This window comes from Anaerolineales bacterium, from assembly GCA_019637755.1.
In the GTDB taxonomy this organism is placed as follows: domain Bacteria; phylum Chloroflexota; class Anaerolineae; order Anaerolineales; family UBA11579; genus JAMCZK01.
Window position 1 is genome coordinate 995,902 of record JAHBVC010000001.1, and the last position, 13,949, is coordinate 1,009,850.

At 62.8% G+C, this 13,949-nt stretch carries 10 protein-coding genes; 7 read left to right on the forward strand and 3 right to left on the reverse strand.

Annotation, left to right across the window (positions count from 1 at the left end; genetic code table 11):
* Positions 1 to 3 precede the first annotated feature (3 nt).
* On the reverse strand, positions 4 to 423 hold the full coding sequence (locus KF821_04875) for an OsmC family protein (protein MBX3005147.1): 420 nt from the start codon (positions 421 to 423) through the stop codon (positions 4 to 6).
* An 81-nt stretch (positions 424 to 504) separates the two neighbouring features.
* Here KF821_04875 and KF821_04880 point away from each other — a divergent pair, with 81 nt between their 5' ends.
* From KF821_04880 to KF821_04910, 7 genes are all read left to right on the forward strand, one after another.
* On the forward strand, positions 505 to 3,069 hold the full coding sequence (locus tag KF821_04880; GenBank protein ID MBX3005148.1) for an SMC family ATPase: 2,565 nt from the start codon (positions 505 to 507) through the stop codon (positions 3,067 to 3,069).
* A 117-nt stretch (positions 3,070 to 3,186) separates the two neighbouring features.
* Complete coding sequence (gene prfA, locus KF821_04885; GenBank protein ID MBX3005149.1) at positions 3,187 to 4,248, forward strand: peptide chain release factor 1; 1,062 nt, start codon at positions 3,187 to 3,189, stop codon at positions 4,246 to 4,248.
* A 77-nt stretch (positions 4,249 to 4,325) separates the two neighbouring features.
* On the forward strand, positions 4,326 to 5,201 hold the full coding sequence (prmC, locus tag KF821_04890; protein MBX3005150.1) for a peptide chain release factor N(5)-glutamine methyltransferase: 876 nt from the start codon (positions 4,326 to 4,328) through the stop codon (positions 5,199 to 5,201).
* Positions 5,198 to 5,821: a threonylcarbamoyl-AMP synthase gene (locus KF821_04895; protein ID MBX3005151.1), complete on the forward strand. Its 624-nt coding sequence runs from the start codon at positions 5,198 to 5,200 to the stop codon at positions 5,819 to 5,821. Before prmC ends, KF821_04895 begins: the two co-directional genes overlap by 4 nt.
* Positions 5,822 to 6,020: 199 nt before the next feature.
* The gene (gene uvrA, locus KF821_04900) at positions 6,021 to 8,903 is read left to right on the forward strand and encodes an excinuclease ABC subunit UvrA (GenBank protein MBX3005152.1); all 2,883 of its coding nucleotides are present in this window, start codon (positions 6,021 to 6,023) and stop codon (positions 8,901 to 8,903) included.
* Positions 8,904 to 8,958: 55 nt separating this feature from the next.
* On the forward strand, positions 8,959 to 10,023 hold the full coding sequence (tsaD, locus tag KF821_04905; GenBank protein MBX3005153.1) for a tRNA (adenosine(37)-N6)-threonylcarbamoyltransferase complex transferase subunit TsaD: 1,065 nt from the start codon (positions 8,959 to 8,961) through the stop codon (positions 10,021 to 10,023).
* Between the two features lies 1 nt (position 10,024).
* Positions 10,025 to 11,506 carry a trehalose-6-phosphate synthase gene (locus tag KF821_04910; GenBank protein MBX3005154.1) on the forward strand — a complete coding sequence of 494 codons (1,482 nt, stop codon included), beginning with the start codon at positions 10,025 to 10,027 and terminating at the stop codon, positions 11,504 to 11,506.
* A 6-nt stretch (positions 11,507 to 11,512) separates the two neighbouring features.
* Here the strand turns inward: KF821_04910 and otsB are convergent, their stop codons facing one another.
* Positions 11,513 to 12,325, reverse strand: a complete 813-nt coding sequence (gene otsB / locus KF821_04915) for a trehalose-phosphatase (protein ID MBX3005155.1) — start codon at positions 12,323 to 12,325, stop codon at positions 11,513 to 11,515.
* Positions 12,322 to 13,944: a hypothetical protein gene (locus tag KF821_04920; protein MBX3005156.1), complete on the reverse strand. Its 1,623-nt coding sequence runs from the start codon at positions 13,942 to 13,944 to the stop codon at positions 12,322 to 12,324. Before KF821_04920 ends, otsB begins: the two co-directional genes overlap by 4 nt.
* Positions 13,945 to 13,949: the final 5 nt, after the last annotated feature.

The following is a 13,949-nucleotide window of genomic DNA, read 5'->3' on the forward strand; positions in this document are numbered from 1 at the left end:
TGGCTAGACCGGGATGATTTCGTAATCGGTCTCGATCTGCACGGCCATCTTGAGCATGTTCTGCGCCGGGCAATACTTATCCGCCGAAAGCTGAATGGCGCGCTCCACCGCGGCGGCGTCAATATCGTTGCCGGTGATCAAGTACTCGATCAACACATGCGTCCACACTTTGGGGTGTTCCTTGGCCGCCTGCGTGGTCACCTTGACTTGAAAGGCGGTCACATCCTGGCGTTTCTTCTGCAAAATTGAAATAACATCCATCCCCGTGCAGCCCCCCAGGCCGAGCGCCACCAGCTCCATCGGGCGCAAGCCTTCTTCGGTGCCGCCCACCGAGGCATCCGCATCCACATCGACTGAAAAATTGCTACTCAGCCCCTTGCCGCGAAAATTCAAGCCCTTTTTCCAATCCAATGCTACTTGCATGATGCCTCCATCCCGAAAATGTGTGCTGCGTGACCGCCAAATGATTATAGTGTAGAGGATAGCAGTTAAAATCAACTCAGCATGATTCCTATATCGCTCAAGCTTTCAGGCTTTTTGTCTTACCGCGATGCGGTGGAAATTGATTTCACGCGCTTTAGTATTGCCGCCATTTCCGGCGCCAACGGCGCGGGCAAATCCAGCCTGCTGGATGGCCTTACCTATGCGCTGTTCGGTGAAGCGCGCAACCGCGGCGAAGCGCTGATCAATCTCAGCCCGGATGTGCAGGCCGCCGAGGTCGCCCTGACCTTTGAATACGAGAGCAACGTCTATCGCATCCAGCGCCTGCTGCCGCGCGATAAGACCACGCAGCTCGAATTCCAGATCCGCAACGCGGACGGCAATTGGAAGCCGCTCACTGAGCGCAGCGTGCGTGAGACTGAAAAGCGCATTCGCGAAACGCTGCGCCTCGATTATGAAACCTTCGTCAATGCTTCGTTCTTCTTGCAAGACAAGGCAGATGAGTTCACCCAGCAGCGCCCTACGGAACGCAAAAAGATCCTCGGTAATATCCTAGGGCTAGAAGTCTGGGAGCAGTACCGCCTGGTGGCTGCTGAGCGCCGCAAGCAGATCGAAGCGCACGTGGTGGAGTTACAAGGCCGCCTGCAGGAAGTGGCCAATGAGCTCGGCGAGGAAGCCGCCCGCAAAACGCACCTGCAAGACCTGGAAACCAGCCTGCAGGGGCTGGCTGAGCAGCGCGCCAAGCAAGAAGCCAGCGTGCAGCAAATGCGCATCCTGGCCGCCAATGTTGACACCCTGGCCAAGGCAGCAGCCAGCCAGCAGGCAAGCCTGCAGCGCGCCGAAACGCAGTTGGCCACCCTACGCCAGCGCCTGGAGCAGCGCAGTGGCGAGCACGCCCAAAATCAGGCGCTGCTGGCGCGTGCCGCCGAGATCGAGCAGGCCTTTGCGCAACTGGAAGCCCTGCGCAGTGAGCTGCGCAGTTGGGATGCGATTGCCGTCACTTTCAATGCCCAGGAAAAACAGCGTGCCACCCCGCTCACTACCATCGAAGCCGAGCGCGCCCGCTTGCAGACTGAACTGGCCGCGCTACAAGTGGAGCAGGCGCGCGTACAGAATGCCAGTGCCCAGCGCAGCGAATACGAGAAGCAGCTCAGCACGCTGACGGCCCAGATCAAAACACTCAACCTCAAAGTAGCCCAATTACCTGAGCTGGAAGCTGAATTGAAGCACGAGCAGGCCGCGCAAACCAAAGCCGCCTCAGAAAACAAATTGCTGGCTGACCAGATGCAGGAGCTGAAAAAACGGCTGGATCTGATCGAAACCGCCCGCGGAGCCTTCTGCCCGACCTGTGGCCAGGCGCTCACCGAAGAACACCGCACCCAGGCGGCTGCCTCGCTCAAAAAAGAAGGCAAACAAATGGGTGATCTGTGGCGCAAGAACCGCGTGGCGCTTGAAGCTCAGGAAAAGACTATTGAAAAGAAGCTAGCCAGCCTGAGCGCCGCCCGCGAAGCCGATCAGGAAGTGCGTGAAAAGACGCGCCTTGAAGACCAGGCGCGTCTGACCCTGGCCGAGCTGATGAAGCTGGAAGCCGAGTGGGACGCCCGCGGCGCGGCGCGCATACAAGAGCTGCAGCGCCTGCTGGCCGAAGACAGCTTTGCCCCGGAGGCGCGCGCCCAACTGGCCACCATCGACGCGGAGCTCAAAGCCACCGGCTATGATCCGGCCGCGCACGATGCCGTGCGCAAGGCTGAAGCCGAGGTGCGCATCGCCGAAACTGAGCTGCGCACCCTGGAGGCCGCGCGAGGGGCCACCAAACCGGTGGAGCGCGAAATCAGCGAGCTGCAAGCCCAGATCGCCGAGCAGGAGCAAGAGGTAACCCGCCAGCAGGAAAGCGCCGCCAGCGCCGAGGCGGCGGTGCAAGCCGGCCGCCAGGGGCTGCCCGATCTGCAGGCGGCCGAGCGCGAGATGTTGGCCCTGCAGGAGCAGGAAAACCGCATGCGTATGGAACTGGGCCAGGCGCAACAACGCGTGGCCGTGCTGGACACGCTGCGCAAACGGCAGGATGAGCTGGAAGCCGAGCGCGAGCTGCACAGCCAGCAAGCCAGCCGCTTTGACCAACTGGAGCGCTCGTTCGGCAAAGACGGTGTGCCAGCCATGCTGATCGAACAGGCCCTGCCGCAAATCGAAGCCAAGGCCAACGAGATCCTCGAACGCCTGAGCAATGGCGAGATGAGCATTTCGTTCATCACGCAGCAAGCCTACAAAGACCGCCGCCGCGAAGACAAGCGTGAAACGCTGGAGATCCAGATCCGCGACAGTGTGGGTATGCGCGAATATGAGATGTTCTCGGGTGGCGAGGCCTTCCGCATCAACTTCGCCATCCGCCTGGCGCTCTCCGAGGTGTTGGCACAGCGCGCCGGGGCACGCTTGCAAACCCTGGTGATCGACGAAGGCTTTGCCAGCCAGGACGAAGGCGGCCGCCAACGCCTGGTCGAGGTCATCAACCTGGTCAAAGAAGATTTTGCCAAGATCCTGGTCATCACCCATGTCGAATCGCTCAAAGATGCCTTCCCCTCACGCATCGAAGTGGAGAAGGGGCCGCGCGGTTCACAGGTGAAGATCATATAACTTCAGTCGCTTGGTTACTTAGTTCCCTGGTCCGCAATGATCAGCGGGCGACCAATTGACTAACCGACAAATCGACTTATTCTGTATACTCTTCAGGTTTATGAGGTGATCTAGTACATGCTGGACAAAATCGCGGGTATCGAAGCCCGCTACGACGAAATTGAAAAAGAGCTGAGCGAAGCGGCCAGCAATTACCAGCGCGTTGCCGAGCTTTCCAAAGAACGCTCGGATTTGCAGCCACTGGTGGATAAGGCGCGCGCCTACCGTGCCGCGCTGCAGCGCCAGGCGGAGGCCAAGGAGCTGGCCTACGGCAAAGATGCCGAGCTGGCCGAACTGGCCGAGTTGGAACTGGCCGAGCTGGACGAGCAGGTGCCCAAGTTGGAGCTGGAGCTCAAGAGCATGCTGCTGCCCAGCGATCCGCGCGACAAGCGCAACGTGATCGTTGAGATCCGCGCCGGTGCTGGCGGCGATGAAGCCGGCATCTTCGCGGCTGACTTGTATCGCATGTACACACGCTTCGCCGAACGCCAGGGGTGGAAGCAGGAGCTGCTTAGCACCAACCCCACGGGCGTGGGTGGCTACAAAGAAGTCACCTTCATGCTGAAGGGGAAGGGCGCCTTTTCACGCCTTAAATTCGAATCCGGGGTGCACCGCGTGCAACGCGTGCCCGCTACTGAAGCGCAGGGGCGCATCCATACCAGCACCGCCACGGTGGCCGTGCTGGCCGAGGTGGACGAAGTGGAGATCAAGATCCCGGAGACTGACATCAAGATGGATGTCTACCGCTCGCAGGGCGCCGGCGGCCAGAACGTACAAAAGAACTCGACCGCCGTGCGCATCACCCACCTGCCCACGGGCATCGTGGTGCAATGCCAAGACGAGCGCTCGCAACTGCAAAACCGCTTGCGCGCTCTGGCGATCCTGCGCGCCCGCCTCTACGAGATCGAAGAAGAGAAGCGCCGCTCCGAGCAGGAGGCCGCCCGCCGTTCGCAAGTGGGCACGGGCGAACGCTCCGAGAAGATCCGCACATACAACTACCCGCAATCACGCGTCAGCGATCATCGCGTCGGTTTTACCTCGCACAACCTGCCAGCCCTGATGGATGGTGACTTGGATGAGCTCTTTGATGAGCTGGCCACCCAAGACGAAGCCGACCGTCTGGCCGCGGCGGGAATGTAAGCGCCGGAGATCATCTACCGATGAACACCGATGCCTGCCTTGATCCGTGTTCATCCCGCATAGCTGTGGGCTCTTGAATGGCAATCAGCATCGCTGAAGCATTACACCAGTCCCTCACCGCCCTGGCCTCGGTCAGCGAGACCGCCCGGCTGGATGGCGAAGTGTGGCTGGCACGCGTGCTGGGCGCTGAGCGCAGTTGGCTGCTGGCCCACGGTGAACAGCCGCTCAGCGAGCGGCAAGCCAGTGATTGGGCCAGCGGCTTGCAGCGCCTGGCCGCCGGCGAACCTCTGCCCTATTTACTAGGCGAATGGGAATTTTACGGGCTGACCTTTCAGGTCAGCCCGGCGGTGTTAATTCCGCGCCCGGAGACCGAGCTATTGGTGGAAGAGGCGATTGGCTGGTTGCGTGGGCGTAAAGCCCAGGCCCAGCCCTATGCGCCGGCGCGCGCCGCCGATGTGGGCACCGGGTCGGGCATCATACCGATTGCCATCGCTGCCAACGTGGCGGATGTACATTTCCACGCCATCGACCTCTCCGCCGAAGCGCTGGCCGTAGCGCAAAGCAACGTGGCTCGCCACGGCCTGAGCCAGCGCATCCGCTTGCAGCGTGGCGATCTGCTGGCGGCGCTGCACACGCCGCTGGATCTGATCACCGCCAACTTGCCCTACATCCCCAGCCCACGCGTGCCCACGCTGGCGGTGGCTGCCTGGGAGCCGCAGATCGCGCTGGATGGCGGCGCGGATGGGCTGGTGCTGATCCGCACGCTCTTGCAGCAAGCGCAGCAATGCTTACAGCCCGGCGGGCTACTGCTGGAAGAAATTGACCCTGAGCTGGAAGACGCATCGCTGCACCTCGCTCGGCAAACCTGGCCCAGCGCTCAGGTAGACGTGCTGCCTGATCTGGCCGGGCGGCCGCGGCTGCTGCGCGTGGCGTTGGCAGGGGAGCTAGCATGAACACGATGCACATCGCCGCGGATGCCCGTGATGCCCAGGCGCAGGCGCTGGCCGTGCTGCAGCGCGGTGGCCTGGTGGCGCTGCCCACCGATACGGTGTATGGCGTGGCGGCGTTGATCAGCCAGCCCGAGGCCATCGAGCGCTTGTATGCGGTGAAAGGCCGCCAGCACACCAAAGCCATCGCCGTGTTGCTGGGCGCCGCCGAGCAACTGGATCGAGTGGCACAGCAGCCCAGCGCCGCGGCGCAGCGCTTGGCGGCGCGCTTCTGGCCGGGGGCACTGACCCTGGTGGTGCCGCGCCGCCCGGAGCTGCCCGCAAATCTTTCGCCCAGTGCTACAGTGGGCGTGCGCGTGCCCGCCCATGCGCTTACCCAGCAACTGCTGCTGGCCAGCGGGCCGCTGGCGGTCACCTCCGCCAACCGCTCTGGCGAGCCGGACGCGCTGGATGCCGCGGCCGTGCTGGCGCAGCTCGGCGGCGGGATCGAGCTGCTGCTGGATGGCGGCCGCACGCCGGGCGCAGTGCCCTCCACCGTGGTGGATACCACGCTGAGCCCGCCGCAGATCCTGCGGGCCGGGCCGATCAGTGCCGCGCAGATCCTGGCCGCCTTGCAGGCCGAGTGACACTTATCCGCACCTCATATTGATTTCATTTGGCGCTTATGCGCGCGCGGCATACTACCGGCATAGCGAGAATCTCCTCCTCACTTACCGAACCGCACCCGTACCGTGGGTGCGGTTTGGGTTTAAATCGGGTAAAAAGCACTCTAAAACATCTGTGCTACAATGCCGTGCGCATGTAGTCGAGAAGGAACCAACCCAAATGGCAGAAAATGTAATCCGTGTTGTGGGGGCCAAGGAGCACAATCTTAAAAACGTTAGCGTAGACATCCCGCGCGATAAGTTTGTGGTCATCACTGGGCTGTCTGGCTCTGGCAAATCCTCATTGGCGTTCGACACGATCTTTGCCGAGGGGCAACGCCGCTACGTCGAGTCGCTCTCGGCGTATGCGCGCCAGTTCCTCGGGCAGATGGACAAGCCTGATGTTGAGTACATCGAAGGGCTCTCGCCGGCGGTCTCGATCGACCAAAAGGGCAGCTCGCACAACCCGCGCTCTACCGTGGGCACGGTTACCGAGATCTACGATTATCTGCGCCTGCTGTTCGCCCGCGTGGGCACGCCGCATTGCCCACTGTGTGGGCGCGAAGTCACGCGCCAATCCGCTCAGGAAATTGTTGACGCCATCGAAAAGCTGCCCGAGGGCAGCCGCCTGCTGGTGCTGGCGCCGGTGGTGCGTGGCCGCAAGGGCACGCACGAGAACGTATTGGAAGAGATCGCCAAGGCAGGCTTTGTGCGCGCCCGCATCAACGGTGAGGTCTACCAGCTCGATACAGACAAAGTGAAGCTGGATCGCTACAAGATGCATACCATCGAAGCGGTGGTAGACCGTCTGGTGCTGCACAAAGATACCAGCAAGGAAGAGGCCGCGGCGGCCCGCACACGCATGACCGATTCAGTGGAAACGGCGCTGCGTTTTGGCGAGGGTACGCTGATCGTGCAGAACCTGGCCGCAGACGCCGGCGAAGACCTGATGTTCTCCGAGAGCCTGACCTGCCCCGAGCATGGCAGCGTTCTGCCGGAGATCGAGCCGCGCACTTTCTCCTTCAACACGCCGCACGGCGCCTGCCCGGAGTGCCAGGGGCTGGGCACCAAGTTGGAGATCGATCCCAACCTGTTGATCACCAACAAAGAGCTCTCCTTCGCCGAAGGTGCGGTGAGCGCCTCGGAATGGGGCGGCCCGCGTGAAGAGGGCGGCTACTACTGGTCGACCCTGGAGGGTGCGGCGCGCGCCTACAAGATCAATCTGAATACGCCAGTGGAGAAACTCTCGCAGAAGCAGATCGACCTGATCTTGTATGGCACCCAGGGGCGCGAAGTAACGGTGAAATACAAGCAGCGCAGCAGCGGGCGCGATTACACCTTCAGCACCAAATTCGAGGGCATCATCCCCAACCTGGAGCGCCGTTTCCGCGAAACCAACTCCGAGTACATGCGCCAGCGCATTATGGAATTCATGAGCGACCGGCCCTGCCCGGCCTGCCACGGCGCACGCCTGCGCCCGGAAGCGCTGGGGGTGACAGTACTGGGCGACAACATTCTGCAAGTGACCCAGCGCCCGGTGCTGGAAACACTGCAATGGGCGCGCAGCCTGGCCGCCAATACGCTTAACCAACGCCAAACCCTGATCGCCAAGCCGATCATCAAAGAGATCAACGAGCGCCTGGGCTTTATGGTGGATGTTGGCCTGGATTACCTGACGCTCGACCGTTCGGCCGGCACCCTCTCCGGCGGTGAAGCCCAGCGCATCCGCCTGGCGACGCAAATTGGCTCGCGGCTGATGGGCGTGCTGTATGTGCTGGATGAGCCTTCGATCGGGCTGCACGCCCGCGACAATGAGCGCCTGCTGCACACGCTGACCAATATGCGCGACATCGGCAACACGGTGCTGGTGGTGGAGCACGACGAAGAAACCATCCGCCGGGCAGATTGGGTGATCGACATGGGGCCGGGGGCCGGCGAGAACGGCGGGGAGGTGATCGCCGCCGGGCCGATCAAGGATATTCTCGCCAGCAAGCAATCGCTCACCGGCGCGTACCTCTCCGGGCGCAAGGCGATCGAAGTGCCGGGGCAGCGCCGCAAGGGCAACGGAAAATCTCTGGTGGTGCGCGGTGCCCGCGAGAACAACCTGAAGAACCTGGATGTGGCTTTTCCGCTGGGCACGCTGATTTGCATTACCGGCGTCTCAGGCTCGGGCAAAAGCAGCCTGATGAACGAGATCGTCTACAAGGCGCTAGCGCGCGAGTTGAACGGGGCGCACCTGATGCCCGGCGCGCACGACAAGATCGAAGGCATCGAGCATCTCGATAAGATCATCAACATCGACCAATCGCCGATCGGGCGCACCCCGCGCTCCAACCCCGGCACCTATACCGGCCTGTTCAATCTGATCCGTGATCTGTTCGCCGAGCTGCCGGAAAGCAAAGCACGCGGCTACAAGCCTGGGCGCTTCTCGTTCAATGTGCGCGGCGGGCGCTGCGAGGCCTGCGAGGGCCAGGGCGAAGTGCGCATTGAGATGCAGTTTCTGCCGGATATTTACGTGCCCTGCGAAGTGTGCCACGGGGCGCGCTTCAACTCAGAAACGCTGCAAGTCAAGTTCAAGGATATGAGCATCGCCGATGTGCTCGGGCTCTCGATCGAGCGCGCCCAGGAGGAGTTCGCCGCCTTCCCAGGTATGGCCAGCAAATTGCAGACCCTGAAGGATGTTGGCCTGGGCTACATTCGCGTGGGCCAATCCGCCCCCACCCTCTCGGGTGGCGAGGCGCAGCGCGTCAAGCTGGCCAAGGAGCTCTCCAAACGTTCCACCGGGCAAACCATCTACGTGCTCGACGAGCCTTCAGTGGGCCTGCACACCGCCGATGTGCACAAGCTGATCGAGGTGCTGCAACGCCTGGTGGATAGCGGCAACACGGTGCTGATCATTGAGCACAATATGGATATCATCAAGGTGGCCGATCACCTGATCGACCTGGGGCCAGAAGGTGGCTTGCGCGGCGGTGAGCTGCTGGCGCAGGGCACCCCCGAGCAGGTAGCCAAGATCAAGAGCAGTTACACCGGCCAGTTTCTGAAACCGTATCTCACTAAATAACCGGCAGGGCCTATCGGCTCGGCAAAGCGGGGCCGCATCGCATACAATACATGCGATGTCTCCGCGCAAAAAACTAGGCCCCGCCCGCATTCTGGGCATCGAAACCTCCTGTGATGAAACCGCCGCGGCAGTGGTGGAGGATGGCCGTCTGGCGCTCTCCAACGTGGTGGCTTCGCAGGCCGAGATGCATGCCAAGTATGGCGGCGTCTTCCCCGAGATTGCTTCGCGCCAACACATCAAGGTGATCGACCGCGTACTGAGCGAAGCGCTGAGCCAGGCGCACCTGGAACTGGCGGATATTGACGCCATCGCCGTGACGCGCGGCCCGGGCTTGCCAGGCTCGCTGGTGGTGGGCCTCAACATGGCCAAGGGCCTGGCCCTCGGCAGCCGCAAACCCCTGTATGGCATCAATCACTTGGAGGGCCATTTGTACTCCGCCTGGGTGCATCTGCCCGCGGCGGCAGACGCCCCTGTGACTGAGCTGGCCGCCCCGCCCGAGTTCCCCTTGGTGGCGCTGATCGTCTCCGGCGGGCACACCGAGTTGGTGCTGATGCAGGATCACCTGCGCTACCAACGCCTGGGCAGCACGCTGGACGATGCCGCTGGTGAGGCGTTTGACAAGGTGGCGCGCCTGCTCGGCCTGGCCTACCCCGGCGGGCCGAGCATCCAAAAGGCGGCAGAGCAAGGCAACCCGGCCGCGTTCACATTGCCGCGCGCCTGGCTGCCCGGCACCTGGGATTTTTCATTCAGCGGGCTGAAGACGGCCGTGTTGCACCAAATCCGCGCCCTGGATCCAGGCGAAGATCCGGCCAAGCTGCCCACCGCCGACCTGGCGGCCAGCTTTCAAGAGGCCGTGGTGGAGGTGCTGGTGGGCAAACTGCGCATGGCCTGTGAGACATTTGGCGCCCAGCATGTGTTGGTGGCTGGCGGCGTCTCAGCCAACCAGGCGCTGCGCCAGCGCCTGCAGCGCGAGCTGACCCTGCCAGTGCATCTGCCACGCCTGGCGCTGTGCACCGACAATGCCGCCATGATCGCCGCGGCGGGCTACTTCCGCCATGCGCTCAAGCGCCCGGCCGCCAGCGGGCTGGCGATGGATATTGACCCGGGCTGGGTGTTGTAGCATGGCCGCATCATCCGCTCACGAAAAGGCGCTGATCATCATCGCCTCGAATCGCGGGCCATTCACTTTTCACAAGCAGGGCAATACATTTTCAGTAGAGCGCGGCGCCGGCGGCCTGGTGACCGCGCTGGCGGCCCTGGCCGAGCGCCACGAAGTGCTGTGGGTGGCGGCGGCGATGAGCGAAGATGACCGCCTGTGGTCACAGCAGCATCAAGGCAAAGTGCAAACCGTTGAGGGCATTCACCTGAAGTTGGTGGAACCTTCGCTGGAAGCTTACGAAGGCTATTACAACGAGATCGCCAATCCCTTGCTGTGGTTCATCCAACACCAGTTATGGGATATTCCGCGCGATCCCAGCATCACCGAAGATACCTGGAATGCCTGGGAGCACGGCTACAAGCCGGTGAACGAATTGTTTGCACAGGCGATCGCCGAGGCCATCGGCAACACAGACCGGCCGGTGATCGTGCTGCCGCAAGACTATCATCTCTATCTGACTCCGCACTACCTGCGCGCCTTGGTGGGCGAGCGCGTGCAAATTCAGCCCTTCGTACACATTCCCTGGCCGGGGCCGGATGCCTGGCGCATTCTGCCGCAGCCGATGCGTGATGCGCTGTTGAGCAGCTTGTTGGAATCGGATCGAGTGGGCTTTCAAACCGAGAAGGATGCCTTCAACTTCGTGCAGTGCTGCCGTTTTTATCTCGGCGCGCATGCGCACGGCCGCCGCGATGCAGTGGAGTATGCCGGCCGCGATGTGGGCGCACTGGCCTACCCGATCTCGATCGATGTAGAGAAGCTGCGCCAACTGGCTGACGAGCAGGTTACCCGGCTGGAGCGCTCGCAACTGCTCAATACCGTCGGTGACCGCGCCGTGATCCTGCGCGTCGACCGCATCGAACCGAGCAAGAACAATTTGCGCGGCTTGCAGGCCTACCGCACCCTGCTGCGCAAGTACCCGCAGCACCGCGGCAAAGTGCAGTTGCTGGCCCTGCTGGTGCCCTCGCGCATGGAAGTGGACCAATACCAGAATTACCTCAGCGAGATCATGGCCGAAGCTGGGCTGATCAATGCGTATTACAGCGATTCGATCTGGGAGCCAGTGCGCATCGTGGTGGGGGATAACTACACCCGTGCGATTGCGGCGATGCAACTGTATGACCTCTTACTGGTCAATCCCATCGCCGATGGCATGAACCTGGTGGCCAAGGAAGGGGTTTTGGTCAACCGCAAGAATGGCGTTCTGCTACTCTCCGAATTTGCTGGTGCTTTTTATGAGCTGGGGCAGGATGCGCTCACCGTTTCGCCGTTCGATGTGTATGGCACCGCCGAGGCGATGCACCAGGCGCTCACCATGCCAATGGAGGAGCGCAGCCGCCGGGCCGCCGCGCTGCGCGAGATCGTGGTCAAGAACGATGTGCGCGAGTGGTTTGCAGCGCAGGTAGACGATGCGCTGCACGCCATGGGCAGCCCGCCGCGCGCCTAAGCGCGCTCAGGCGCCGGCGGCCTGGCGGGCAGCGAGTATAAAGGCCAGCAACGCTTCTACATCCGCCACGCCATCCGCCAGGTAATCGGCTTCATCCAAAAGCTCGGCGGGTGCATCCGCCGAGCGCACCCCAACCCCCCAGGCGTGCACGCCCTGCGCGCGCAAAGTACGCACCGCCTGCAAAGCACTTAGATCGCTAATATCATCGCCAAGAAATAGGGCCGCACGCAACTGGTGTTCTGCCGCCAAGGCTTGCAAGGCTACGCCCTTGTCCACCGCCACCGGTGGGCGCACCTCTAGCACCATCTTCCCTGTGAACATCTCCAAGCCATGTTGCTGGGCGATGGCGCGCAATTGCACCCCCCAGCTGAGCAAGAATGCTCGCGGATCCGGTGTTTGGCGGTAATGAATGCTCAGGGTGAGATCCTTATCCTCCACCACGGCGCCGGGCGGCAGCAAGGCTTGAATTTCACTATGCGCCTGCTGCAAGGCGGCGCGGTAGCTGGCCGCCTGCGGCAGGCCCACTACGTTTCCATCCAGCCATTGTTCCAGGCCGTGGTTACCCACATAGACCAGGCCAGGCAAGCCTACTTTGGCTTGCAGGCTGGCGGCGCGGCGGCCGGAGATCAGCGCCACCAGCGGCAGCTCTGCGGCCAGGGCTTGCAGGTGCTGGCGATTGGTGGGCGTTAGCGCGGCGGCCTCAGGCGTAGCGGCAATCGGGGCGAGCGTGCCATCCAGATCACTGAACAGGCCAAATTGCGGCTCGGCCAGCAACTGGCGCAGCGGTACCTTGGCCGCGCTCCAATGGATCGCACTCATTCTCTCTCCTCCAGTTCACCTAGATAGCCAAGCTCCAGCAAAACCTGGATGACCTGATGGCCCGCGCCGGGTTGCACCGTGATCGCCAGCGGGCCGAGCAGCTCACCCAACCAGCGCGCCGCCCGCGAAGCGCGTAACGCCTTGAGCGCGGCGGCCGACGGCAGGCGCAGCACCAGCTGCGGCGCCAACTGCGCCTGAACCCCGTATTGCTCCCAGCGCTGCAACGCTTGCCCCACATTGGGTGGCAGCGCCTTGTCTACCTGGGCTTTCAATAGGGCCAGCAATTGGCTGGCTTGCAAGCCTTGTTGGCGCGCCGCCTGCAGGCCGCGCGCTGAAATCTGGTAACGGTATACCTGCTTGCGGCGCGGTTGCCAACTGCAGAAACGCGCCAGTTGATAACGAATGGCACGCGGCACCTGCGGGCTGGCGCTGATGGTGCCCATCGAATCGATCTTGAGCACGTCGGCTTCGGCAGGCAAAGCCGGCGGGCGGCCGGAGAGCAGATCCAGTGCCGCGGCGCTCCAGCGGAAGGCGAGCGGTGCGGCGCCTGCATTGGGCGCAGCCAGATCCAGCAAGCCTAACCAATGCAGCGGGCCGCTAAGCATGTAGTGCAGCAAGGCACCTTCTACATCATCCCAATGGGCAAAGCCACGCAAGTACTCCCCGGCGGGGTTGCGCAGATACCAGGCATCGTACTCGCCAGCGCTGCGTTGAAAATCGGGATGATGCTTTTTCACGTCGGCTACAAAGGCGCTAAGACTCCACCATGGGCCAGCCGGCAGGTGGTTGGGCAGCAATTCGAGTACGCGTTGGCGCGTGAGCTGTGGCTGGTTGGCCCAACCGCCCTCGGCACTCAGCCCGGGCAGCAAACGCAGCTCGTTGAGCTGCTCACTCGCCAGGGCGGCCTGCACCAGGGCCAGCCAAGCCGCCCTGCGCTCCTGCTCCAGCCAGCGCCGGGCGGCGCTGGCGTTGATCTTGCCGCCGGGCTCCAGCAGCCCGGCCGCCTGCGCCAAGGCCAACAAGAAACTGGTATCCGCGGGCCAGCCTTCCAATTCTGCGGCTTGCGCCAAAGGCAATTGGCTGCGGTTGGCCGCCAGCAGGCTGCAGATCTGATCTACGATCACATCACTGCCCAGGCGCAGCTCGGCGCGCTCGTCTGGGCGTGCCGGGCGGCCGAGCGTTGCCGGGCGCTGCCCGGCGGCAGGCTGGGTAGCCAAGACTTCATCGGGCAAATAGGCAAATTCAGCGGGGCCAGCGGGCGTGGCGAAGAACGCCCGCGCCACCAGAGCGCGGTACCACAACTGTTCGGCCACCGAAACCGGCTGGCGTTGGGGGCGTTCTTTTTCCAGGCGGGCGGCACCCATCTCGCGCAGGGGGCCATAGGAGCGGATAAATTGCGGCCAGGGCATGCGGCCGCCCAAGACGGCCAAAGCCTGCAGCGCTACCTGGCAGGGGCCGGGCAAGGCTTCACGGTCAGCCAGTAGTTGCTGGATGTGGCTGGCCAGTTGCTGCGCCGCGGCGCGGCGATCTGGCGCATCCAACTCAATGCGCCAGAGGTCGGCTACGCTACGTAAGTAGGCGAAATCCTGGCCTTCCAGGCTGTGCGCAAGGCCGGGCATGGCCT

What these genes read in the sequence shown, in the direction of transcription:
- KF821_04875 (MBX3005147.1), bottom strand. Translation starts at nt 423, where the DNA reads ATGCAAGTAGCATTGGATTGGAAAAAGGGCTTGAATTTTCGCGGCAAG.
- KF821_04880 (MBX3005148.1), top strand. Translation starts at nt 505, where the DNA reads ATGATTCCTATATCGCTCAAGCTTTCAGGCTTTTTGTCTTACCGCGAT.
- prfA (MBX3005149.1), top strand. Translation starts at nt 3,187, where the DNA reads ATGCTGGACAAAATCGCGGGTATCGAAGCCCGCTACGACGAAATTGAA.
- prmC (MBX3005150.1), top strand. Translation starts at nt 4,326, where the DNA reads ATGGCAATCAGCATCGCTGAAGCATTACACCAGTCCCTCACCGCCCTG.
- KF821_04895 (MBX3005151.1), top strand. Translation starts at nt 5,198, where the DNA reads ATGAACACGATGCACATCGCCGCGGATGCCCGTGATGCCCAGGCGCAG.
- uvrA (MBX3005152.1), top strand. Translation starts at nt 6,021, where the DNA reads ATGGCAGAAAATGTAATCCGTGTTGTGGGGGCCAAGGAGCACAATCTT.
- tsaD (MBX3005153.1), top strand. Translation starts at nt 8,959, where the DNA reads ATGTCTCCGCGCAAAAAACTAGGCCCCGCCCGCATTCTGGGCATCGAA.
- KF821_04910 (MBX3005154.1), top strand. Translation starts at nt 10,025, where the DNA reads ATGGCCGCATCATCCGCTCACGAAAAGGCGCTGATCATCATCGCCTCG.
- otsB (MBX3005155.1), bottom strand. Translation starts at nt 12,325, where the DNA reads ATGAGTGCGATCCATTGGAGCGCGGCCAAGGTACCGCTGCGCCAGTTG.
- KF821_04920 (MBX3005156.1), bottom strand. Translation starts at nt 13,944, where the DNA reads ATGCCCGGCCTTGCGCACAGCCTGGAAGGCCAGGATTTCGCCTACTTA.